General features: G+C 63.9%; 20 protein-coding genes. 6 read left to right on the top strand and 14 right to left on the bottom strand.

What is annotated here, in order from left to right:
• Positions 1-121: 121 nt before the first annotated feature.
• The 8 genes from GNZ12_RS25870 to GNZ12_RS43945 are packed head-to-tail and all read right to left on the bottom strand — an operon-like array spanning position 122 to position 8,325.
• Complete coding sequence (locus GNZ12_RS25870; RefSeq protein WP_172315041.1) at positions 122-1,291, bottom strand: thiolase C-terminal domain-containing protein; 1,170 nt, start codon at positions 1,289-1,291, stop codon at positions 122-124.
• 6 nt (positions 1,292-1,297) lie between these two features.
• Positions 1,298-2,833, bottom strand: coding sequence for a class I adenylate-forming enzyme family protein (locus tag GNZ12_RS25865; RefSeq protein WP_172315040.1), 1,536 nt, complete (start codon positions 2,831-2,833; stop codon positions 1,298-1,300).
• Positions 2,830-3,237 (bottom strand): Zn-ribbon domain-containing OB-fold protein, encoded by a 408-nt coding sequence (locus tag GNZ12_RS25860; protein WP_172315039.1) that lies wholly within the window; start codon positions 3,235-3,237, stop codon positions 2,830-2,832. The genes GNZ12_RS25865 and GNZ12_RS25860 overlap by 4 nt, the downstream gene beginning before the upstream one ends.
• Positions 3,234-4,724 carry a carboxylase gene (locus GNZ12_RS25855; protein WP_172315037.1) on the bottom strand — a complete coding sequence of 497 codons (1,491 nt, stop codon included), beginning with the start codon at positions 4,722-4,724 and terminating at the stop codon, positions 3,234-3,236. The genes GNZ12_RS25860 and GNZ12_RS25855 overlap by 4 nt, the downstream gene beginning before the upstream one ends.
• 5 nt (positions 4,725-4,729) lie before the next feature.
• Complete coding sequence (locus GNZ12_RS25850) at positions 4,730-6,178, bottom strand: hypothetical protein (protein WP_172315035.1); 1,449 nt, start codon at positions 6,176-6,178, stop codon at positions 4,730-4,732.
• Positions 6,175-7,587, bottom strand: a complete 1,413-nt coding sequence (accC, locus tag GNZ12_RS25845; protein WP_172315033.1) for an acetyl-CoA carboxylase biotin carboxylase subunit — start codon at positions 7,585-7,587, stop codon at positions 6,175-6,177. The genes GNZ12_RS25850 and accC overlap by 4 nt, the downstream gene beginning before the upstream one ends.
• 21 nt (positions 7,588-7,608) lie before the next feature.
• Positions 7,609-8,091, bottom strand: a complete 483-nt coding sequence (locus GNZ12_RS25840; protein ID WP_172315031.1) for an acetyl-CoA carboxylase biotin carboxyl carrier protein — start codon at positions 8,089-8,091, stop codon at positions 7,609-7,611.
• Between the two features lie 3 nt (positions 8,092-8,094).
• Complete coding sequence (locus tag GNZ12_RS43945) at positions 8,095-8,325, bottom strand: NAD-dependent epimerase/dehydratase family protein (RefSeq protein WP_216673355.1); 231 nt, start codon at positions 8,323-8,325, stop codon at positions 8,095-8,097.
• A 117-nt stretch (positions 8,326-8,442) separates the two neighbouring features.
• Between GNZ12_RS43945 and GNZ12_RS25830 the strand changes: the two genes are divergently transcribed.
• The 6 genes from GNZ12_RS25830 (at position 8,443) to GNZ12_RS25805 (ending at position 14,990) form a co-directional block, all read left to right on the top strand.
• Positions 8,443-9,987 carry an acyl-CoA carboxylase subunit beta gene (locus GNZ12_RS25830; protein WP_328806072.1) on the top strand — a complete coding sequence of 515 codons (1,545 nt, stop codon included), beginning with the start codon at positions 8,443-8,445 and terminating at the stop codon, positions 9,985-9,987.
• Positions 9,988-10,005: 18 nt separating this feature from the next.
• On the top strand, positions 10,006-10,230 hold the full coding sequence (locus GNZ12_RS25825) for an acetyl-CoA carboxylase biotin carboxyl carrier protein subunit (protein WP_172315029.1): 225 nt from the start codon (positions 10,006-10,008) through the stop codon (positions 10,228-10,230).
• A gap of 86 nt (positions 10,231-10,316) precedes the next feature.
• Positions 10,317-11,594 carry an MFS transporter gene (locus GNZ12_RS25820; RefSeq protein WP_172315027.1) on the top strand — a complete coding sequence of 426 codons (1,278 nt, stop codon included), beginning with the start codon at positions 10,317-10,319 and terminating at the stop codon, positions 11,592-11,594.
• 153 nt (positions 11,595-11,747) lie between these two features.
• Complete coding sequence (locus tag GNZ12_RS25815; RefSeq protein WP_172315025.1) at positions 11,748-12,461, top strand: GntR family transcriptional regulator; 714 nt, start codon at positions 11,748-11,750, stop codon at positions 12,459-12,461.
• A gap of 62 nt (positions 12,462-12,523) precedes the next feature.
• Positions 12,524-14,113, top strand: a complete 1,590-nt coding sequence (locus GNZ12_RS25810; RefSeq protein ID WP_172315023.1) for an AMP-binding protein — start codon at positions 12,524-12,526, stop codon at positions 14,111-14,113.
• Entirely contained in the window at positions 14,106-14,990 is an 885-nt protein-coding gene (locus tag GNZ12_RS25805; RefSeq protein ID WP_172315021.1) for a TauD/TfdA dioxygenase family protein, read from the top strand. The genes GNZ12_RS25810 and GNZ12_RS25805 overlap by 8 nt, the downstream gene beginning before the upstream one ends.
• Positions 14,991-15,644: 654 nt before the next feature.
• Here the strand turns inward: GNZ12_RS25805 and GNZ12_RS25800 are convergent.
• The 6 genes from GNZ12_RS25800 to GNZ12_RS45350 form a co-directional block, all read right to left on the bottom strand.
• Positions 15,645-17,129, bottom strand: a complete 1,485-nt coding sequence (locus GNZ12_RS25800; protein ID WP_172315019.1) for an ATP-binding cassette domain-containing protein — start codon at positions 17,127-17,129, stop codon at positions 15,645-15,647.
• The gene (locus GNZ12_RS25795) at positions 17,126-18,052 is read right to left on the bottom strand and encodes a branched-chain amino acid ABC transporter permease (protein WP_172315017.1); all 927 of its coding nucleotides are present in this window, start codon (positions 18,050-18,052) and stop codon (positions 17,126-17,128) included. Before GNZ12_RS25795 ends, GNZ12_RS25800 begins: the two co-directional genes overlap by 4 nt.
• Positions 18,053-18,064: 12 nt before the next feature.
• Entirely contained in the window at positions 18,065-18,940 is an 876-nt protein-coding gene (locus GNZ12_RS25790) for a branched-chain amino acid ABC transporter permease (protein WP_172315015.1), read from the bottom strand.
• Positions 18,941-19,048: 108 nt separating this feature from the next.
• On the bottom strand, positions 19,049-20,314 hold the full coding sequence (locus tag GNZ12_RS25785) for an ABC transporter substrate-binding protein (protein ID WP_172315013.1): 1,266 nt from the start codon (positions 20,312-20,314) through the stop codon (positions 19,049-19,051).
• Between the two features lie 231 nt (positions 20,315-20,545).
• Positions 20,546-21,145 carry a LolA-like protein gene (locus tag GNZ12_RS25780; protein ID WP_172315011.1) on the bottom strand — a complete coding sequence of 200 codons (600 nt, stop codon included), beginning with the start codon at positions 21,143-21,145 and terminating at the stop codon, positions 20,546-20,548.
• 300 nt (positions 21,146-21,445) lie between these two features.
• A complete protein-coding gene (locus tag GNZ12_RS45350) occupies positions 21,446-22,081 on the bottom strand; it encodes a 2OG-Fe(II) oxygenase (RefSeq protein WP_172315009.1) in 636 nt (211 codons plus the stop codon).
• Positions 22,082-22,256 lie beyond the last annotated feature (175 nt).

Raw genomic sequence — 22,256 nt, 5'->3', positions numbered from 1 at the left:
CGGATAGTCCTCAAACTGCCCTCACGGGCAGCTTGTCAACTCCTTGCCAGTAGCACGACGAAACACCGCATCGGCAGACACGACGGGTTCAGTGTCCGGCCTCGATACCGCGAGCAGCTGTTCAGTCGGCGCCCAAGACCATCACCATGTACGCGGACATGACGAGACCGCCGGCCTGCACCAGACACGATCGCGCATCCTTCACCTGGCGCTCCCCAGCCTCGCCGCGTATCTGCCGGACCGCCTCGATCATCAGCTGCATGCCGAATTGTCCGGAGTGGTTGAACGACAGCCCGCCCCCCGACGTATTGAGTGGGAATGCGCCGCCCGGCGCGATCCGGCCGTCGCGCACGAACGCGCCTGCCTCGCCCGGCGCGCAGAAGCCCAAGGCCTCCAGGCCGTGCAAGACGTTGATCGTGAACGCATCGTAGATCTGCACGACGTCAAGGTCGCTGCGGCTCGTCTGCGCCATCGCAAGTGCGTTGGCGCCGCACGTCGCGAGAATACCGTCGTCGAGCCAGTCGTTGCTGCGTAGCGGCGTCGTATGGTGCAGATACGCATCGTCGAAGCCTCGTACGACAACCGGGCGCTTCCTCAGGTCGCGCGCGCGGTCTGCACGCGTCACGATCATCGCTCCGGCACCGTCGGTCACCTGGCAGATGTCGTACTTGCGCAGCGGATCGGACACCATCGGCGCAGCCAGGTACGCCTCCATCGTCAGGTCCTCACGCGCCGCCGCGTTCGGATTCAGCTGCGCCCACTTGCGAGCGGCCAGCGCGACTTCGCCAAAGTCCTCCGGCTTCGTGCCGTAGCGATGCATGTGCAGTTGCGCCTGCATCGCGTAGAACCCGATTGGACTCAGCATTCCATAGGGCTGGATGAACTGGCCGTTGGGCGAGCGTGGGTCGGCAGCATGGCCGCCCGTCCGTCGGCTGCGGTCCAGCCGCTGCGTGCTGCCGTAGGTGATCAGCGCCACGTTGCACAGGCCGGCCTCGATGGCGCCGATCGCGTGGACGAGGTTCGTGATGTTCGACTGGCCGCCCACCAGGGTGCTGTCAACGTAGCGTGGCTTAAGGCCGAGGTATTCGGTAACCAACAGCCCGGCCGCGCGGTCGTCCCAGTAGGCGAACACGCCATCGATGTCGTGTGGCGTGAGCCCGGCATCGAGCATCGCGCCGCGCGCGGAGCGGCATTGCAGGCTGAGCGCCGTGTCTCCAGGGCCGGCCTTGCCGAGCCCGGCCTCGTCGATGCCGACGATCGCATATTGGTGAGCGAGTGCATGCTTCTTCATCGCCGCCTACCTCTTCGCGCCGAACTGCGAGCGGATGTCCTTCTTGAGCACCTTGCCGACCGTACTGCGCGGCAACGCGTCCCAGAACACCACATCCTTAGGAGCCTTGGTGCTGCCCAGGCGCTGCCTGCACATCGCGATCAGTTCGTGGGCGCTGACCGACTGGCCGGGCTTGAGCTCGACCACCGCGGTGACGCGCTCCCCCCAATCCTCGTCGGGTATGCCAACCACGGCACAGTCCTGTACGGCCGGATGACCCCAGATCACCTGTTCGATCTCGCCGGGATAGATGTTGAACCCGCCGGAGATGATCATGTCCTTCTTGCGGTCGACGATGTACAGGTAACCGTCGGCGTCGAACTCTCCGATATCGCCGGTGTGATGCCAACCGAACTGGTGCGCATCGGCATTGGCCTGCGGGTTGTTGAAGTACCCCGGCGACACCAGTTCGCCCTTGGCCACGATCTCGCCGCGCTCGCCCACGCCGACGATGCGCCCGTCGTCGTCCATCAGCGCCACTTCGCAGGCGCCCGTGGGCCGGCCCGCCGAACTCAAGCGCTTCAGGTGCTTCGGATTGTCGCCGACGTCATGGTCAGAGCGTGACAGGCAGGTGATAACGCCCGGTACTTCTGCCTGTCCATAGGCCTGGAAGAACACCGGCCCCCACAAGGCCAGTGCCTCACGCAGCTTCTCCACCGACATCGGCGCGGCGCCGTACATCACGCATTCGAGCGACGAAGCATCGCGACGGCTGGCGTCCGGATGCGCGAGCAACCGGTAAATCATGGTCGGCGTAAGGAACAGGTGCGTGACCTTCTCGCGCTCGATCGCCTCGAGGATGCCACCGGCGTCAGGCGACGGCGTGAGCACGTTGCGTGCGCCGAAGATCGCCATCGCCATCGTGGTGGCCCCCGCCGCATGCGTAAGCGGCGCAACCACCAGATGCACGGGCTCCTTCACCGGCACGGTGAACTGGTTCTGGATGCGATAGGCCGTCAGCAGCGAGCGATGTGTCTGCATGATGGCCTTGGGTCGTCCGGTGGTGCCACCGGACGACTTGATCTGCGCCACGGCATCGAGCGGCTTACGCACGGCGACGCGGCGGCCGGCGTGGGCGCGGCTCCAGTCGGCGATGCACGGCCCGCCTTCCTCAACTGGCTCGTCGAGGCCGATCACGACCTTCAGCGTCGGTACGCCTTCGCGAATGCGCGCCAGGTGCGGTGCGAATTGCGCGTGGCACACGAGCGCACTCACGTCGGTGAAATGCATGAACCAGATCAGGTCGTCGACGGCGTCGCGGCCGTTCAGCGGCACGTAAGTGGCGCCGGAACGAAGGATACCGAGCATCGCGACGAAGCCGATCAGATTATTCGGCGTCAGGATACCGACATGGGCGTCGCCGAGGCCGAGTTCGCCCAGAGCGAAGGCGACCGCATGCGAATCGCTCTCCACCTCCCGGTAGGTGAGCCGGGTGTTCGAATCCTGGAGGCAGACGCGGTCGGGAAACTTCACCGCGCCGGCATCGAACGAGTCTGTAATCATGAAGCCACCGAAAGTTTGAATTGAGGAAGCGTGATGTCGTCGCTGATCGACTCGAACACCACTTCGACCGGCGCGCCGACGCTAAGCTGATCCAGGTCGGAATCGACGATCTGGGTGAGCATGCGGACACCCTCGGCCAGGTCGATCATCGCGATCGCGTAAGGCACCTTGTCGGCCATCGCCGGGTTGGCGGCAATGCGGCAGATCGTGTAGGTGTAGATTCGTCCCCGGCCACAGGCGTCAATCCACTCCATGTCGTCGCACAGGCAGACGGTGCAGAACGGTCGGGGGTAGAACTGATGCCGTGCACAGGCAGTGCAGCGCTGTATCGCGAGCCTGCCCGCCCTGGCTGCGGCCCAGAACGGCGCGGTCTCCGCGGTCGGTTGGGGCAACGGCCGGCTCATGTGCGGGCTCCAAAGGTCGCGCCAGTGACCTGGACGCGTCGTCGAATCCGTGCGAGTCCTGCGACCAGATCGGCGAGCGGATTGCGCACGCTGAACTCGTCGCCGTTACCCGTGGGTGCCAGACCGTCGATCTTCTCGTCGCCGTACATATAGCGCAGCAGCAAGGCATCGTCGTCCAGCTTCGGGTAGCGTTTGCGAAGACCCGGCACCACCGGCTCGAGCGGCGCTGGCGTGAGCGCGACATCGCGGGAGCCGTTCTGGAGGATACGGTCCTTGACGTCGGGGTCCACGGGCAAGGGCAACTCGCCGAAATAGCCGCAGACGTATTTCTTCACTTCGTCAGGCACCACCTTGTAGCGCTCGTTGTTGAGGACGTTCATCACCGCCTGTGCCGCAACGATCGCCGGATAGGGCGTGACCATGATCGGCGAGCCCAACTCCACGCGCACCCGTCCGATCTCTTCAAGGACGGCGGGCAGCTTGTCGGCGATCCCGGCCTGCCTGAGTTGCGATTCCAGATTGCTCATCGCGCCGCCCGCGTACTGGGTGACGTAGTGACTGGGTTCGTACTCGGCAGGCACCCCGACCGGTTGCTGCTCCCGTTGCGCCACTGTGCCGAGGTAGTCGCCAACCTCGTCGAGCAAGCCGTCGTTGACCACGACATCAAAGCCGATCTCGCGCAGATTGCGCGCAATCATCTGGCTGGCCGGCAGCGAGTTGCCATTAGCCAGCGGATCGACCGCCGTCAGGATGCTGTCCGCGCCGTGCACTGCGGCCTCGATCGCGAGCCATGGCCCGAGCCCGGTCAGGCAGTGGGTGTTGAATTCGAGCCGCTTGTCGCCGATCGCCTGCTTCAGCGCCGGCACGAGCGTGCGGACCCGGTCGATCGTGAGGATGCCGGCCGCATCGCCGAGCGCGACGGCCTGTACGCCGAAACGCTCGACGCCTTCGCGCGCTTTCCGCGCATATAGCGCGTCGTCATAACCGGGCGCGATGTTGTAGCCGAGTCCGAGCGTCACATTGGCGCCGAGCCGATGTGCCGTGCCGATGCTCGAGGCGAGATTGTCCGAGCACAGCAAGGCATCGAAAACAGCAACTTCGCGGATGCCGTTGGCGATCTGCCGTTCGACAAAAAGGTCGGTGATGTCGTCGGCCACCGGAAAGAAACCGCGCATCAGGTTGCTACGAACGGCGCCACGCATCGGCGTGCGGGTGATCCGCTCACGCAGCAGGCGGATGCGCTCGAACGGGTCCTGGTTCAGGAACAGCACGCTCGCATCGAACTGGACCAGCGCGATCGTCTGCATCGAGACGAAGCCGGCCTGGTCCATGCGTTCGGCGATGGGCAGCATGTGCTCAGTGCGCATGCGGGTGGCCCACAGGCATTGCTGGGCATCGCGCAACGTGTCGTCTGTCAGGTGGATGGTGCGGCGCTTGCCAGTGCGCGCGGTCTGAGCCGCAACGAGACTCTTCAGGTGTTCGAACATTGAGGCTACTCCTTGCACTGATGAAGGCGGATATCGACGCCCGGGCCCGTCACGCTCAGGAATGCGTAACGCTGCGAGCGCTGGACCAGCCCAAGCGCCAGGCGGTCCCAGGGTGAGGCCGGCCGATAAGTCAGTTCGGCGGCGCTCGACGCACGGGGCAGTGACGACGGGTTTGCCGCGAAAGCATGCGCCAGCAGGCGCGAAGCATCATCAAGAAGAGGCATCGAGCGGCGGATGTCCTCGAGGCTCTTGCATTCGATCTTCTCCAGCGCTCCGACGCGTTGCTGCAGTCCGCGATCCAATGCGCCATCGACCGGCCCGTAGGCGCCAAGCAGGATGCGGCGCAGACCGGGCTGGAGCTCGGCATAGCGCGCCATGCCGCTGTAGTGCTGCCACGCCTGGGCCGCGATGGGTCCGGCGAACGGCGCGACCATCGGTGGGTTCCCGACTTCGGCGCGCACGCGAGCGCATTCCTCGGCGAATGCATGCAGCCCGGCAAGCTGGCCGGACTGGGTCAACGCGTCCATTGCCTGCGCCGCGATTTCTCCCGGCAACTGGTGGACATACAGCGCCACGTCGAACACCCAGGGCGCACCCGCCGGCAATCCCTCAGCGTCGGCAATCCGCGCCAGCTCCGCGTCGGCTTCGGCGACACCGGCCATGTCCGGCACCTCGGCGTCGACGCCGAGCAGCGCGAGCGAGCGCACCAGTCTCGTCAGCGACGGCACCGACGCGCCGTTGGCCACGTGCGGCAGTGCCGTGTCGATGCCCGCCACGCCGAGGCGCACCGCTTCGATGACGACCTGCGGTGCGAGCGCGGTCTGGCAACGCGTATGCAATTGCAACGGCGTTGCCCGCAGCGTCTCAAGCAGCAAGGGGATCAACGTCGCGATGCGGTCCACCGTCAGCACGCCGGCCTCGTCGCGCAGCATCACGCGCTCGGCGCCGTCGGCCACAAGATGCGCGGCCTGCGTGCAGTACCACGCGTTCGTGCGCCGCTCGGCGGCGTCGTACGGCAGCACACCAATGGCACTGACACCGGCCCGGCGCGCCGCGAGGAACATCGGGCGCAACCGGTCGCGCTGCAACAGTGGATCGACGATGACCACCTGCGCGATGCCACGCGCAGCGAGCTCGGCGATCCAGGCCGCGCCGACGTCGGGTGACAGCACGTCGGCACCGCGGCCGCCGTGTTCGGTCAGGAGGTCCAGACGTGCCCGCAGTACCAGCGGCCCGGCGGCCGCACGCAATGCCGTCACGCGCTGCCAGGGATCCTCGTCGCGGGCAAGGCACTCACGAAATGTAGTGGTGCTGATGACCTCGACCTCAGCGAGGCCTGTTCCCGCCATTCGCGCGAGCGGAAGCCGCGCCATCGCCGTGGTCAGCGCGCCCGACCAGGTGACGGTCTGTCCGTCGGTCAAGCTCACATCGGAGAACTGAGCGCGCGCGATCATGATTGCACCTCCACGGCCTTGGCCGCCTTCAGCGCCGCCTTACGGGCCGGAATAAAAGTGTCTTCGACCCAGCGGGTCGTGACCTGGCCCTTCGCAAAATCGTCATGCTCGAGGACTGCCTCGTGGAACGCGATCGTCGTAGCCGGACCTTCGATGTGGAAGTCGGCCAGCGCCCGGCTCATTCGCGCGATCGCGTCGGCGCGCGTCGGCGCATGGACGATCAGCTTGGCAATCAGCGAGTCGTAGTACGGCGGCACCGTGTAGCCCTCATGGCAATGCGTGTCGAGCCGCACGCCAACGCCCGACGGTGGCTGCCACCGATCAATACGTCCGGGCCGTGGCAGGAAATTTTTATCCGGGTCCTCGGCATTGATGCGGCATTCGATCGCGTGACCGTCGAGCACAATGTCCTGTTGACTGAACGACAGCGGCAGCCCACAGGCGACGCGAATCTGCTCGGCCACCAGGTCGCGCCCCGTCACCTCTTCAGTGACCGGGTGCTCGACCTGGATGCGGGTGTTCATCTCGAGGAAATAGAACTTGCCGTCCCTGTCGTCGACCACGAACTCGATGGTGCCGGCTCCGAAGTACCCGACGTTACGCGCGAGGCCCACCGCTGCTTCGCCCATCTGCACGCGCATGTCATTCGACAGGAACGGCGACGGTGCCTCTTCAATAAGCTTCTGGTGCCTGCGCTGGGTCGAGCATTCGCGCTCGCCGAGATGCACGACGTTGCCGTGCTGGTCGCCCATCACCTGGATCTCGATGTGCCGCGCCTTCTCGATGAACTTCTCGACGTAGAGCGTCGCATCGCCAAAGGCCGATTGTGCTTCCGACGATGCCGACTTGAACGCGGCTTCGACCTCGTCGTCGGAGCGCACGACGCGCATGCCGCGTCCGCCGCCGCCCGCGGTCGCCTTCATCAGCACCGGATAACCGATGTCCGCGGCGATCCGGCGCGCGGCTTCAGGGTCGGCCAACGCGCCGGAGCCCGGCACGCGCGGCACGCCGGCCTTGGCGGCGAGGCCCACGGCGGTAATCTTGTCACCCATCGCGTCGATCGCTTCGGGCGACGGGCCGATAAAGATGAGCCCCGCTTCAGCGCAGGCGCGAGCAAACGCCGGGCGTTCAGAAAGGAAGCCGTAACCGGGGTGCACCGCATCGCAGCCCGATTCTTTCGCAGCGCGTACCAGATTGGCGATCTTGAGATAGCTCTCCGAAGCCGGGGGCGGGCCGAGTACGACGTGCTGGTCGGCGAGGCGCGCGGCCTGGCTTTCGACGTCCGCCTCGGAGAGGCCAGCGACCGTCTCGATACCGAGGCTGCGGCAGGCGCGAATGATACGCACGGCGATCTCGCCGCGATTGGCGACGAAGACGCGCCGGATGTCGTGCTTGACGACTGGAACCATGAGTGACTCTCCTCGTTTCGGTCAGGCGGGAAGCGGCGCGATCAGCATGAGCACCTGGTTGTGCTGCACCAGTTCGCCGTTACGGACCAGGACCTTGTGAACGATGCCGCGCGTGGCGCTCTCCACCGAATTGAACATTTTCATGACCTCGACCAGGCAAACGGTCGTGTCAGCCTCGACGACCCCGCCCTCTTCGACGAACAGCGGCTCGCCCGGGCGCGGGCTGTTATAGAAGGTACCCACCATCGGGGCGCGGATCGCGACCATGCCTTCCGGGATCTGCACCGCAGTTTCCGCGGGCGGTGCAGCGTTCGGCGTCACTAGCGTGGCCGCCGGCGAAGCCGACGCAGCGGGCTGAAACACCGCCGCGCTGTCCGGGGCGACGGCACCGGGCTTGCTTGCCTGAACGACAAAGTCGCCCAGCTTGACCTCCAGCGAATCCAGTTCGGCTGCTCGATCGAGCAGCTCGAGGATCCGGGTGACGTCTGTGTGTGTCAGTGACATCTCTCAATTCTCCATGGCGCGAACAATCAGTCGCGAAGGGGTCCCGTCGTGAACGAAGCCGAGCGCCTCGGACTCTGCGGTCGTGAAACTCGAATCACTGTCACCAAACAAAGGGGCGACCGCACGCCCGCCGAGCCCCTCGCCGAGCAAGCGTTGCACCAGCGCATGACCGATAAAGCCGGCCGCACCCGTGACCAGAACGCGTTTCATTACGGTGTTCGTCTCAATATTCATTTCAGTGTCGTGCCCGTGGCTACCCTTAACTCAATGATATTTACAGATTGTGTCATTGTCAACAATAAGACTTGCTGTTATTGTTGCCATCATTGCGACACCTCTTTCGGAGCCCCTGTGACCACCGCTACCTATTCAGAACAGTCTGAACAATTCGAAGCTTGCCTGCGCCATGCCCTGGCGATGGGGGGCAGCGCCAAGCTCGAGCAGCGGCGCGTGACCGGCGCGCTGAACGCCCGGGAACGCGTCGAACGTCTGCTCGACGAAGGTTCGTTCAAAGAAATCGGCATGCTTGCCACGTCGGCAGTGGCCGCGGATCGCGAGTCGACACCGGCTGACGGCAAGATCACCGGCCTCGGCCGGATCGACGAGCGTCGCGTCGCCGTGGTCTCGAATGACATGACCGTGAAGGGGGCGTCCTCGTCGAGCACCAACATGCGCAAGATCGCGTGGATCAAGGAGACCGCGACGCGCAACGGCGTACCGCTGATCTTTCTGGGCGAGTCGTCGGGGTCACGCGTGCCCGATTCGCTCGGCGCGCAAGCGATGGCGCAAGCCGGCCTCGACCCTCAGCAATATTGCCGCCGCCGCGAGATCCCCTGGGTCAGCGCCGTGCTCGGCCCGTGTCTCGGGTCGTCGACGTGGTACACCTGCCTGTCGGACTTCGTCGTGATGCGCAAGGGCGCGTTTCTCGCCGTGTCGAGCGCGCGCGTGACGTCCGCAGCCATCGGCGAAGCGATCGATCCGGAAGAACTCGGCGGCTGGCGGCTGCATGCGGAACAAACCGGCCTGGTGGACATGGTGGTGACGACCGATGAGGAAGCGTTGGGCGCAATCCGACGCTTCCTGTCGTACCTGCCTTCGCATTCGGGCGAGCCGGCGCCCCACCGCACTGCGGGCGCCGACGTCGAACCCTTGAGCGAGCCCCTCACCGAACTGGTACCCGCCGCGCGCGCAAAGACCTATGACATGCGCAAGGTCATCCCCGCTATCGTCGACCGCGACAGCTTCTTCCCGCTGAAGGATCGGTTCGGGCGCGCCGCGGTCACCGGCCTCGCGCGCCTGAACGGTGAGAGCGTCGGCGTCGTGGCGTCTAATCCGATGTTCAAGGCCGGCGCGATGGACCCCGACGCGTGCCGCAAGGTCACCTCGTTTCTGGTGCTCTGCGATTCATTCAATATTCCCGTGCTGTTCCTCGTCGACACGCCGGGGTTCCTGGTCGGCCTGGAGGGCGAGCGTAAGGCCGCACCGGCGCACATCATGAACATGATTCACGCGGTTCAACTGTGTTCCGTACCCAAGGTTTCGGTCATCCTGCGAAAGAGTTTCGGGCAGGCCTACATCAACATGGGCGGCGGTCGCAACAGCGACGAAGTGGCCGCGTGGCCCGGCGCCGATGTGAGCTTCATGGATCCCGAGGTCGCAGTCGGTGTGCTGCACGGTGTCAGTCGCAACGAAGACGCACAGCGGTTCGAAGCCTTAAAGGCTGAACTGGTGCGAGACACCTCGGCCTATGCGCTGGCCGGTGCGTTCGGCGTGCAGACCGTCATCAAACCCGAGCAGACACGTTCTTTCCTGATTGAGGCCTTCCGCACCCATCGGCGCTCGAGAAGCGCCGGTGTAGGACTGCATGAAATGCGGGCGTGGCCGACCTACTTCTGACTTTTACCAAGAACCAATATGACCCAACGAGCAATCAAATCGGAAATCACCGGCACGGTCTGGAAGATCGACGCGCAACCCGGCGACAACATGGATGAAGATCAGGTTGTTCTGACACTGGAATCGATGAAGATGGAAATTCCAGTGATAGCACCCGAGACCTGCCGCCTGATCTCCGTACTCGTCAAGGAAGGCGAAGCGGTGCGTGAGGGCCAGGACCTCGCGGTGATCGAACACGACTGAGGACGCACGGCTCTGCCAAGGTATTTGGGGGCCAATGTGTAGACAATCATACGAATTCGGCCAATGTCGCCGAAAAGGAGACACGCATGAACTGGAAGAACAGGCCGGGCGCCGTGCTCGCCACGCTATTGACGATTCACCTTCTGGGACAAATCGACCGCAACATGCTGCTGGGCTTCTCGCCGCAGATCACGCGGGACCTGGCGCTCAGCAACGCGCAGTACGGCTTCCTGGTCGGCGCGGTGTGGGTTTTGAGTTACGGCGTGATGTCGGTGCTCATGGGAACACTCGCCGACCGCTTCAGCCGCCCCCGCCTGATCGCCGTCGGTCTCATCATCTGGAGCGTATGCACCGCGGCTTCCGGCACGGCACACACGTTCGGGCAGATGGTAGCAGCGCGCTTTCTCGTCGCCAGTGGCGAGGCCGCGTTGATCCCGGCCGCCGTGGCGCTGCTGTATGAAGTCTTCGCCCCTCAGCGGCGAAGCGCGGCGATTGGCTTGTTCTTCATGGGCATTCCGGTTGGCATCGGCTGTAGCTTCCTGCTCGCCGGCTCGTTTGGCGCCGAGCATGGCTGGCGCACGACTTTTCTCGTGCTGGGCGCAATTGGGATGACCATCGCGATACCGCTATCGCTGCTGCGCGAGCGCCGCGGCGAACAGCCGCAAGACGCGCGCGGCGAACCTTTCGTCGCGCAGGTGGGCGCCGTCGTTGCGTTGCTGCGAGGGAACCCGACCATCGCGCTGACGATCGTTGGGTTCGTGCTGGTTCATATGGTCGTGGCCGGGCTTTCGTTCTCGCAACTATGGCTGGTGCGTGAGCGTGGCTTCGATGGCGCCAGCATCGCCAGGACGATAGGCCTGCTGCAGATCGTCTTCGGCACGCTGGGTTCCCTGGCCGGTGGCGCGCTGGGCGACCGCTATGCGCGCCGCCTCCCTGGCGGGCTCGCTACGTTCATGCTGATACTCGTGCTGCTGGCAGCACCGCTGATGATCGCTTACCGCCTGACGCCGGCCGGCTCCCCGCTGTTCTACGCGGGGATGTGCGCGGGGTCCTTCCTCCCTTTGGCCCTGTATGGACCAGCCATCACCGTCATCCAGAGCCTGACCCCGCCGCAGATGCGTTCGACGATTACCGGTTGCTGCATGCTGCTGATCAACATCTTCGCGGCCGCCATCGGCAGCTTTGCCATTGGCTCGGTGAGCGACGCGCTGGTGCGCGCCGGCGTGAGCGCGCCGCTCACGAAGGTACTGCTGGGAGCCGATATCGTGGCCATCGCGTCGGCGCTGTTCTTCCTGATGGCGGCGCGGCGCCTGTGTCGCAAGACCCCGACGCCCCAGGGTGTCAACGAGGCCGTGCTCCCATGATTTTCATGGTCACGCGTCCCGGGTTGGCGCCTTGGTGGACGCCAGCTCCGCGGTCAGCTTGGCTTTCGTGGATCATTGTAATATTGTCAACACGAATACGTTATGATAGACTGCTACTGTAGTGCTACAACCCTATATAAGCCAAACGGAATCATGTCGACCACTGACGACAACATTGCCGATGTTGCGATCCCCAACGGTGCGCGCGGTGGACGCGGCAGCCCGCGGCCCCTGACCATGCCGGAGCAGATCGCCGAGAGCATCACCGACGCAGTGCTACGAGGCGACTACCAGCCAGGCGATCGCGTGCGCGAGCAGGAGCTGGCGTCGCAGTTTCAGGTCAGTCGCGGCCCGATCCGGGAAGCGCTGCGGATCCTCGAAAAGAGCGGGGTCGTGCGCATCTTGCCACAACGCGGCGCGCACATCACGCAACTCAGCGCGAAGGAAGTCAACGACCTCTTCGAGGTTCGGCGCTCCCTCATCGGCCTGCTTGCTCGCAAGATATGCCCTGCGCCGCCGGCACTGATCAAGGCGGTGGATCAGCAAGTTCGTACTTTGGAAGCGCTTGGCGGTCAGGAGAGCGCGACGGAAGAACACGCGAAAATCAGCCTGCTGCTCAGCCGGCTGATACTCGCCACTTGCGACAACCATCGGCTGGTGGAGATGCTGGAGTCGCTCGTCAACCAGACAGCGCGATATACGCGGCTCGGATTGCGCGAACCGCAGCGCCGCACACAGTCGGCCGCCAGTTGGCGCAGTTTCGTGATCGCCCTTGAGGCCGGCAACGCCGACCTCGCCGCGGCGGCTCTCGAGGGCCTCGTCGAGGCGTCGCGCGTCGCAGCCGTGAAGCATCTTCAGCAAGGCTGACATACCGCACCGGTTTTCCGGTGTTTTGCCGCCTATTGGTGTAGACATTCGGACAATTTTATATGAGCACTCAGATTGCGGGCCGCATGATCTCCTGGGCATCTGCCCAGCACGCGAGCCGAACCGCCCTCGTCTTTCAGGGCCGCAACATCACGTTCGATGAGGTCGAACGACGCAGCAACCGCCTGGCCAACGCTCTGATTTCGCTCGGGCTGAAGCCCGGCGAGCGCCTCGCGGCACTGCTTGCGAATTCGGAAGAGACCGTAGATAGCTTCTTCGGAGCGGAGAAGGCCGCGCTGACCTACGTGCCGCTGAATGCCCGCCACACACTGCATGAGCAGGTGGATATCCTCAACGACTGCGAAGCAGCCGTCGTTATCGTAGGCCCGGAGTTCCGCGACGTCGGCGCGCGGCTCGCAGCCCGCCCGTCGTCAGCCAGGGTGCCGTCGCTCAGACACGTTATCGCGCTCGGATGGTCGGCGCCGGGCACGATCGACTACGAGACATTTGTCCGCACCGCGGGCGAGACAGCGCCCGCAATCGAGGTCGGCTCCGAACATCTGATACGCCTCGCCTATACCTCGGGCACGACCGGCAAGCCCAAGGGGGTGGCCTACTCGCTGGCGCGCTGGCAAGCCCGCCTCACCAATCATTTCGACGCGATGGAGTATTCGCTCGGTCCGGACGACGCGATGCTGCACGTCGGCCCGTTGACGCACGCGGCCGGAGTCCATTTGCTGCCCTGCTACCTGAGCGGGGCGCGCAACGTGATCGAAGACAAGTTCGACGTCGAGGCGATGCTCACGCTGATCGAGCAGTACCGCATCACCCATATCATGCTCGTGCCCACGATGCTGAACCGCCTGGTCGACGCAGTGGAAGACGGCGCGAAGGCGGACCTGTCATCGTTGCGGCGCATCCACTACGGTACGGCACCGACGCCGCCCGCGCTCATCAAGCGTGCGATCGCCGCGTTCGGGCCGATCCTGCGCCAACAGTACGGCATGACAGAGGCGGCGCAACCGCTGACCGTGTTGTACCCAGACGATCATCTGGCCGGTGATGGGGTGCACGAGCACCGCTTGCTGTCTTGCGGACGGCCGACGGCCAACGTACACATCGTGATCCGCGATACCGGCGGCGCCGCGCTGCCGCCGGACGAGATCGGTGAAATCACGATCGAATATCGTGGCATCGGTGAGGTGCAATTCTGGCGCCGGCCCGAACTGCTCGCCGAAACGGTACGTAACGGCTGGTACTACACGGGCGATCTCGGCTACTTCGACAAGGCCGGCTTCCTGTACATCGTTGGCCGCAACAAGGACATGATCATCTCGGGCGGTTTCAACGTCTACTCGCGCGAAGTCGAAGATGCTCTTATCAGTCATGGCGCAGTGTCGGAAGTCGCGGTGCTGGGGCTGCCTGACGCCGAGTGGGGCGAGACGGTCGCGGCCTTCGTCGTCACGCGCACCGGCACGACGACCACGGCCGAAGAACTGCAGCGCCACTGCGCAGAGCGCATCGCCAGCTATAAGAAGCCGCGCCTGGTGGAGTTTGTCGACGCGCTACCGCGCAACGGCGCGGGCAAGGTCACGAAGAACACCCTACGAGACACCTACCTGGCATCACGAAAGGAAGCAACCAATGAATGACTATGGATTGAACGCCATTGAGGCGTGGAACAACCGCCCTCGCCGGCACTACGAAACCATCAGCGTCAAGCCGCTGACGCACACGATCGGCGCGGAAATCAGCGGCGTGGATCTGTCCACCGAACTCTCGGATCAACAGCTCGACGAGATCCGTCATGCGTGGCTGGAGAATCTGGTCGTCATCTTCCGCGACCAGCAGATGACGCCCGAGCAGCACAAGCGTCTCGGCCGGCGCTTCGGCGCGTTGCACGTGCATCCGCTCAACGCCGTAAAACCCGGCAAGGACCCGGAGATCTTCGAGGTCAAGGCTGGCAAGCACTCGAAGACAGTGGCAGGCGAAGGCTGGCACACGGATGTGTCGTGCGATGCCGAACCGCCAATGGGCTCAATGCTCTACGTCACGCAGATGCCGGAGGGAGGCATCGGCGGCGACACCATGTTCGCCAACATGTACCTCGCCTACGACATGCTGTCGGATCGACTCAAGAGTTTGCTCGAGGGCATGACCGCCATTCACGACGGCGCCATTCCTTACGCTGGCCGCTATCGACACAAAGTGCCCGAAGGCGGTTTCCCGACCGCCGAACACCCGATCGTGGTGCGGCATCCCGAGACCGGCCGCAAGCTGCTGTTCGTCAATCCGGGCTTTACTTCGCATATCGTTCAGCTCACCGGCTACGAGAGCAGGTGCTTGCTCGAGATGCTCTACCGAATGATCGAGATAACCCCGTCACTCATCTGTCGGATCCCCTGGACGCAGAACTCCATGGTGCTCTGGGACAACCGATGCACACAACATCACGCGGTCTGGGACTACTACCCGCTCAACCGCTATGGGCAGCGCGTCACCATCGCCGGTCAGGCGCCAAGCGCCTGAAAAAGCTACGTAGAACGGAATAATCATGAAACCCATTGCCATCGTCCCCCTTGCCTCGCTGCGCGCCGAGGCCGCCGCAGTATCAGCCGCCACTGCCGCCCCATTGTCGACGCCGCTTTCCTGAACGATCCCTACCCCGCATATCGTGCACTGCGCGAAGCTGGCCCGATTCACTGGAGCGAGGAGTTTTTCGGCGGCGCCTGGTTGCTCACGAGACGCGAGGATGTAGAGAGCGTGCTGCGCGATCCCCTCTACTCCGCGCGCCGCACGGGAGGTTGGGTCATGCGGGGCAGCGAAGGGGCGCGTCAGGCGCTGTGTCCCTTCCAGCGCCTGTTCTCGCACGTTGGCCGGAGCTGGAACTCGTGGAGGCGAAGCCGCGCTGGAACAGGAATCCGGTCTACCGCGGGCTCGCGAGCCTTCGGGTGAATCGGAGGGGGTAAGCGTCGCCGGCAAAGCCCGAAAATCATCGGCCGAAGCCGACGTTCGTCCATCGACAGTGATAGGCCCGCTCACTGCCGAACAAGCCACCTTCGCGAGAGGCGACAGCGATTCCTGCGTGAAGCCGAACGCTGCCTGGCTCTCGACCCGTTCGCGCTGCCCGGCAGCCGGCCGACATCGGGGGCGCCACATGCTTTACCAGGCATTGCCGCCGAATCAGACCGGCACAGTTTCCAGGTAGCCGCGTCCCATCTCCCGCTCAAAGCTCGACGGATCGCCCTCCCACACGATCCGGCCATGCTCCAGTACGTACACCCGGTCAGCATGCGGCAACGCAAAGGTGACGTTCTGCTCGCCCAGCAACACCGTAATCGGCGTCGTCCGCTGCAATGACTCCAGCGCCTTCGACAATTGCTCCAGGATCACCGGCGCAAGCCCCAAGGTCGGCTCATCCAGGATCAGCAGCCTGGGTTGCATCATCAGCGCGCGGGCAATCGCCAACATCTGCTGCTCGCCACCTGACAACGTGCGCGCCGTCTGACGCTGCCGCGACTTCAAAATCGGAAACAACTCGAAGAGCCACGTCAACTGATCCGAACGCGCAGCTTCGGCGAGATGGTATCCGCCAAGGTCCAGGTTCTCACGCACCGTCATGTCGCTAAAGAGCTCACGGGTCTCCGGACATTGCACCACGCCCGCGCGCGCAATCGCTGCACCGCTCATCCCTCGCAAATTCTGTCCGCCGAAACGGATCGCGCCCTGGTAAGGCACGAACCCCGAAATGGCATTGAACAGCGTCGTCTTGCCGGCGCCATTCAGTCCCACCACCGAGACGAATTCCCCTTCGCGCACATGAAGGCTGACGCCGTCGAGCGCCCGCGCCTTGCCATACAGCACGCCGAGGTCCTCCACCTCGAGAATCGCTGGCTTGCTGACCACCTCGCTACGCGCCCGCTCCCTTGTCTCGATCTTGCCGCCCAGATACACCCGCCGCACCGTCTCGTTCTGCATCACCTGTTCGGCCGTACCCTCCGCAATCTGCTCGCCCAGATACATCGCAAGCGCCCTGTCGACCAACGCGGCCACACTCTTGACGTTATGGTCCACCAGCAGCACAGCGCGGCCCTCGGCGCGAAAACTGCGGATCAGCGCGGCGAACGACTCCGACTCTGCCAAGGTAAGCCCGGCGAATGGCTCATCAACCAGCACGACCTTGGGATCGCGGGCGATCGCCTTCGCCATCTCCATGCGGCGCAGATCCGCGAACGGCAGGGTTGCGGGATGACGATGCATCACTGCGCCAAGCTCGACGCGCTCGGCGATTTCGCGGGCACGGCGGTTGACATGCGGATCGGCGACGAGCTTGATTAATGAGTCGGGCAGGAGCGCCAGCTTGATGTGCTCGAGCACCGTCTGCCGATGCAGGGGGCGCGAGTGTTGAAAGACGATGCCCACGCCTGCCCGGGCAATTCGGTGCGGCGCCCAGCCCGCCATCTCCGTGCCGTCCACTTTGACGGAGCCGGCATTGGGCCGCTCAATGCCCATGATCAGCTTCATCACGGTCGACTTGCCGGACCCATTCGGGCCGATGAGCCCGAGGATCTCGCCGGCCTCGATGTCAAAGCCGATGTCCTTGACCGCGACCAGGCCGCCGAAACGCTTGGTCAGGCCGCGTACCGAGAGGCGGGAGGCTTCGCTCATTCGCGCTCTCTCACGCGCAGCAGGTTGCCGAGCAGACCGTCTGGAAAGAACAGGATGACCGCTAGCGCCAAGGCTGCGACCACGAAGGTATTGATCTGGCCCAACGGCCGCAGGAACTCGCCGGCCACGATCAGGAACACAGCGCCGAGCACCGCGCCCAGGATGGTGCGACGGCCTCCAAGCACAGCGGCAATGATGATCTGCACGCCCACGCCCAGGTCCACTACCGTGCTGACGGAAGCCGTGCCCTGGTAGAACACCAACATCGCACCGGCGACACCGGAGAACACCGCGCTGATGCAAAAGGCCGCAAGCTTGTGCTTGGTCACGTTGAAGCCGAGCGCCTGCGCACCGATGGCGTCCTGACCACTCGCCTGCAGGATGAGGCCGATCGCCGAGCGCGACAGGCCGAACAGAATGATCGCGCACACCACAAGAAACGCGAGCGCATACCAGTAGTTTTGCTCCGCGCTGACGGACATGACGTCAGGCACGGTCATGCCGATCTCGTCGCCCGTGATACCCGCGAAGATCACGATAGCGTTCTGCAGCAACAGCACCGCGACCAGTGTGATCAGACCGAAATACGGGCCGCGCAAGCGCAGCGCAGGCACCGCCAACAGTAGCCCCCCGACCAGCGCGACAAGGCCGCCGGCGACGATGCAGACGAGAATCGGTGGCCCCCACCGCGCGTCGAGTATCGCGGCCGTATAGGCGCCGAGACCAATAAGGAAAGTGGGACCGAAGTTGACCTCGCCGGCGAAGCCGAACAGCAGGTCCCAAGCCATCGAAAACACGCTGAAGTAATAGGCGACAGTGAGGATGCCCAGGATATAGCCGGACACCCACCAGGGCAGCGTGGCCGCCGCGACCGCTAGCAATACGGCGGCCCATAGCATCCGGGAGCGAACAAGGTTGGTCACTGTGCCCTCCGGCTAGCGCCGCCCCAGGAAGCCCTGCGGCCGCAGATAGACGACCAGCACCAGGAGCACGAGCGCGGGCATGGGGCGCAGCGTCGGTGCGATGAGATAGGCGGTGATGGTCTCGAGATAGCCGACCACATACGCGGCCATCAGGGAGCCCGACACACTGCCCAGCCCGCCCAGCACCACGATCGAAAAAGCGCTTGCCGTGAGCTGGCCCGTGTTGTTGGAACTGACACCAAGGAAGGACGCAAGCAGCACGCCTGCGACGCCTGCGAGCACACCGTACAGGGTCCACGCGAGCAAATAGACGCGGGAGAGCTCGAAGCCGAGCAATGTCAGCCCGCGCGGATTCATCGATGCGGCGAGCAGCGCCTTGCCGACCCGCGTGCGATTGACGAAAAACCAGAGCAGGCCGATTACGACCCAGCAAACGACAGCGATCATCACCTCGTTGAGTGGCGTACGCACGCCCGCAATGGTCGCGACGCCCGGGAACAGGGGGCGCATCGTCACCGGGTTGTCGGTGAAGATGTAGGCCATGCCCTGCTGGATCATGATGCCCCACAGCAGTGTGCCGGTCAGGACGAAAATCTCTTTCTCCTCGCGCGGAATGGCGGAGGAACGCTGAATCGGCCGCACGACCATCAGATAGGTGACGTACGCCGCGATCAGGCCGGCGAGGACGCCGAGCAGCGTGCCGAGCCAGGTGCCGAGGCCGGCCTCGCCGGCCAACATCCAGCCCATCAACGCCGCAACCAGCATCACGCCGCCGTGCGCCAGGTTCAGGACACCGGATACGCCGAAAATCAGCGTGAAGCCGATCGCGCCCAGTGCATACAGAGAACTGATGGCAAAGCCGTCGATGAGAATTTGCAGCCAGACCATACGCTACCCTTTGGTTCGGCTAAGGGCCGGAATCCGTTGCCTGAGATGCGACCGGGATCCTGGACAATCCCGGCGCCCGGCCTTATCTACCTTATCTACGTTGTGCAACTAGTTGGCGCTTGCCTGCTGCAGCTTGATGAAGGACGGGAACTTCACGGTTCCGTTGGCCAGGGCTTTCGGCCAGATCGCGACTTGCTTGCCATCCTGCCATTGCAGGTCGATGCCGGTGATGTAGCCCGGACCGTATTTCAGCGCGTGGGTGAATGGGTCGTTGCGGCCGTAGAACTGCCAGCGGCCGATCGTCCCGATGTAATCGGTCTTCTCGAGCGCATCGACCATCTTGTCCGGATCCGTCGCGCCCTTGTTGCGCCTGATCGCGTCCGCGAGGATGTAAACCAGGTCGTAGCTCGTGAAGCCGCAATAGGCCGGCGACACGCCGAACTGCTTGGTGTATGCATCGACGAAGGGCACCGTCTTCGGCGTAATCGCCACACCGGGAGCGGCGGCGGAGGCCGTGATGACACCTTCGGTCGCGCCGTTGGTGTCTTTCCAGAAGCTGGTGGTCGTGGCCTGCGAACTCTGTCCGGCCAGCGGAATCGGCACCTGCTGGTCATGCCACTGCACCGTAGGCTGCACCCCCACGTGGCTGATGCCGGTGGTGATCGTATCGGGATGCTTGCTTTCGATCTGGTTGTAGATCGGCGTGAAGTCTGTCGTATCCGGATTGAAGCGGATGTGATCGAGCACCTTGAGCCCTGCTTTCGGCAGGCATTCGAGGAAGCGCTCGTCGAGCGGCTTGGTCCATGCGGCATCCTCGCTCATCACGACCGTTGTCTTCATCTTGAACTGGCCGACCAGGACGTCATGCGAGAAGTCGCAGATCGACTGGGCGATGAAGGCCGAAGTCATCCAGCCGTGGAAGGTGTACTTGTAATGATCGTAGTCGTCGTGGACCTGCTTGGAGATATCGTTGCTTGCCGCACCCGGCGTAATGAAAGGCATCTTGAGGCGCGCTGACCAAGGTTCCATCGCGAGCGCCACCTCGCTGATGTAGCTGCCGATCACGGCCACGACCTTGTCCTGGGTGGCGGCACGCTGGAACGCGCGCACCCCGTCGGAAGCCGACGAGTGGTCGTCGTAAGCGATGATCTGGATCGGCCTGCCGTCGACGCCGCCGTGCGCATTGATTTCGTCCGCCGCGAGCTGAGCGGCCTTGGTGATCGACGCGCCGGCCACCGCCGATTCCTCCCCGATCACCCCGATCTTGACGGGGTCTCCCGCCGCGTAGGCCGACACTGCGAGACCGAGTGCCGCCATTGTCGTACCGATACGGATGACGCGGTACGGGTTCCGCCCCGTATTGCTGTTGGACATTGTCTGTTCTCCGATGCTTATGTGCGATCGTGGAGCAACATTTGCCACATACAGTGCAGCAATTAAGAATGCACAGACAACAATAGCATTCGCTCGGAGCGCCCCACATCGGTAGTAACGATTAGGATACCGTTGGGTCCTGCCTCGGCATCGGGTTCTCTAGCGCGACACCCTGACGCGCTCCCGTGGCCGTTTTTGTGCGGCGCGCAAATGCGCAAGCATGCGCAAAGGCTATAGAAACGCCTCGATTTCAGGCAAATCGACGCGAAGGTCTTCCATCAGCACTGTTTCGATCATTTCGCCGCGCCCGTTTGCGCGGATCACCTTGATCGGCAGACCGGTCATCACGTCGAGCCACAGTTGATAGCAGCCATCGCCGGCCGCGTCGTGCTCCGGCGCGCCCGAGATGACAAGATGTACGGCGTGGCGCGAGCCAACCGCCTCGTGGCCCACGATTTGGGTCTTGCCATGGCGCTGAAGTTCACGGACATTCCCCAGCAGCGCGCCGATATCGGAGCGATCGATACGGTGAGCGTTCGGGCCTTGAATCAAGGGATTGTCGGGTGCGAGCGCAAGCCGCGGGAACGTATGAAAGCCGAATGGCCAGAGCGTCACCTTGCCCGTCTCCGGATTGTAGGTGAGGACGGCGCCGGCATGCGGGCGGATGAAGTCCATCCGGATGAATCCCGGCTTGCAGTAGCAATAGCGGACGTCGACCGGAACGCCTGCGTACGGTGTCGACCGGACCGTCGCCTCGTAATTCGTCAGCGCGTCGAATCGGGCTTGGGCATCCGCGATGAGATCGGGCGCCGCAAAGAGGCAATCTGTCATGGCGCGCGTCAGTGAGTTGCCGACACGATCTGCCCGGTGATGCCTTCTTCCACGCACTTGCGAAACGCATGCGCGACGATTTCTCTACCGAGGAGCCCTGTCGCCCCGACCACCAGGATGCGCATACATCCTCCTGTACTCACAGGTGGAGAACGTCCATTCTGACGCTCCGCATGCATGGATGCAACGCCGTTCTACCGTTGCAGTTCCTGAGTGTTCGACGCCTGCCCATGTCCGCGGGCTCGGGGGCGCTCGACGGCGCGTGCGGGCAGGCGTTGAATAAACCTCAAGACCAGGAGATCACGAGCGGCGTCTAAACCATCCCGTGAGCGACATGCGGTCGCGCGTCGCAGGCAATACTTCATGCAGCATGTCGGCGGATAGAAACACCGCAATCCGGCTGCCGACTGGCGAGATGTCATGCGTGCTCAAACCCTCTGGATGCAGCCGCAACGCACCGCCGTGCTCAGGCAGCCAGTCCGCGTTCAGATAGACGACGACGGACACCGTGCGGCTATCGTCATCGCGAAACTGATCGCGGTGCTGCAGATACGAAGCGCCCGGGGCATAGTAGGCGAAGTGGCTTTCGTATTCTTCGAGTCCTAGAAAAAGTTCGCGATTCAACGCAATACGCAGCATTTCCATGAGCGCGAGATACTGGTCGCGGGCTTCGGACTGGCCCGCCTCCAGCCACTGAATCCGGTCCCCGCGCACATCGGGCTGGAGCGAACGCGCCGCGCCCTGGCTGACACGCGCCAAGGTAAGCATCCCTGCCGTCGCAAGCGCTGCACATTCCAACCCCAGCGCGAGCGTCAAATCCGGTGGAAAAAAATTGTCCTGCTCCGACCAGCCATGGTCATGAATGGCATCCACGATACGTTGATGCTGCTCATCTCCGGGCGCATCGAAACGCCCCGGCGAGTGTGATCGGGTCACTGCTTGTTCCTTCGAACGAACGTGCTGGGTAGAACTTCGAACGGTCGTCCGAGGCGGGTATCGGCAAGGGGGGGGTTGATCCGAGTGAAACATAGTAACACTGACTTTCCTGCGGCCGGCTTTCCGCGTGGCCGCCGCGTGGGTCCACGTTGAAAGTATGTATCCGCTGCATGTG

The sequence above is a fragment of the Paraburkholderia solitsugae genome (genome assembly GCF_013177695.1).
Taxonomy (GTDB): domain Bacteria; phylum Pseudomonadota; class Gammaproteobacteria; order Burkholderiales; family Burkholderiaceae; genus Paraburkholderia; species Paraburkholderia solitsugae.
This window is presented reverse-complemented; position numbering and strand designations above follow the sequence as displayed.

Coding starts and splice junctions, on each gene's coding strand:
- GNZ12_RS25870 (WP_172315041.1), bottom strand. CDS start 1,291: ATGAAGAAGCATGCACTCGCTCACCAATATGCGATCGTCGGCATCGAC.
- GNZ12_RS25865 (WP_172315040.1), bottom strand. CDS start 2,833: ATGATTACAGACTCGTTCGATGCCGGCGCGGTGAAGTTTCCCGACCGC.
- GNZ12_RS25860 (WP_172315039.1), bottom strand. CDS start 3,237: ATGAGCCGGCCGTTGCCCCAACCGACCGCGGAGACCGCGCCGTTCTGG.
- GNZ12_RS25855 (WP_172315037.1), bottom strand. CDS start 4,724: ATGTTCGAACACCTGAAGAGTCTCGTTGCGGCTCAGACCGCGCGCACT.
- GNZ12_RS25850 (WP_172315035.1), bottom strand. CDS start 6,178: ATGATCGCGCGCGCTCAGTTCTCCGATGTGAGCTTGACCGACGGACAG.
- accC (WP_172315033.1), bottom strand. CDS start 7,587: ATGGTTCCAGTCGTCAAGCACGACATCCGGCGCGTCTTCGTCGCCAAT.
- GNZ12_RS25840 (WP_172315031.1), bottom strand. CDS start 8,091: ATGTCACTGACACACACAGACGTCACCCGGATCCTCGAGCTGCTCGAT.
- GNZ12_RS43945 (WP_216673355.1), bottom strand. CDS start 8,325: ATGAATATTGAGACGAACACCGTAATGAAACGCGTTCTGGTCACGGGT.
- GNZ12_RS25825 (WP_172315029.1), top strand. CDS start 10,006: ATGACCCAACGAGCAATCAAATCGGAAATCACCGGCACGGTCTGGAAG.
- GNZ12_RS25820 (WP_172315027.1), top strand. CDS start 10,317: ATGAACTGGAAGAACAGGCCGGGCGCCGTGCTCGCCACGCTATTGACG.
- GNZ12_RS25815 (WP_172315025.1), top strand. CDS start 11,748: ATGTCGACCACTGACGACAACATTGCCGATGTTGCGATCCCCAACGGT.
- GNZ12_RS25810 (WP_172315023.1), top strand. CDS start 12,524: ATGAGCACTCAGATTGCGGGCCGCATGATCTCCTGGGCATCTGCCCAG.
- GNZ12_RS25805 (WP_172315021.1), top strand. CDS start 14,106: ATGAATGACTATGGATTGAACGCCATTGAGGCGTGGAACAACCGCCCT.
- GNZ12_RS25800 (WP_172315019.1), bottom strand. CDS start 17,129: ATGAGCGAAGCCTCCCGCCTCTCGGTACGCGGCCTGACCAAGCGTTTC.
- GNZ12_RS25790 (WP_172315015.1), bottom strand. CDS start 18,940: ATGGTCTGGCTGCAAATTCTCATCGACGGCTTTGCCATCAGTTCTCTG.
- GNZ12_RS25785 (WP_172315013.1), bottom strand. CDS start 20,314: ATGTCCAACAGCAATACGGGGCGGAACCCGTACCGCGTCATCCGTATC.
- GNZ12_RS25780 (WP_172315011.1), bottom strand. CDS start 21,145: ATGACAGATTGCCTCTTTGCGGCGCCCGATCTCATCGCGGATGCCCAA.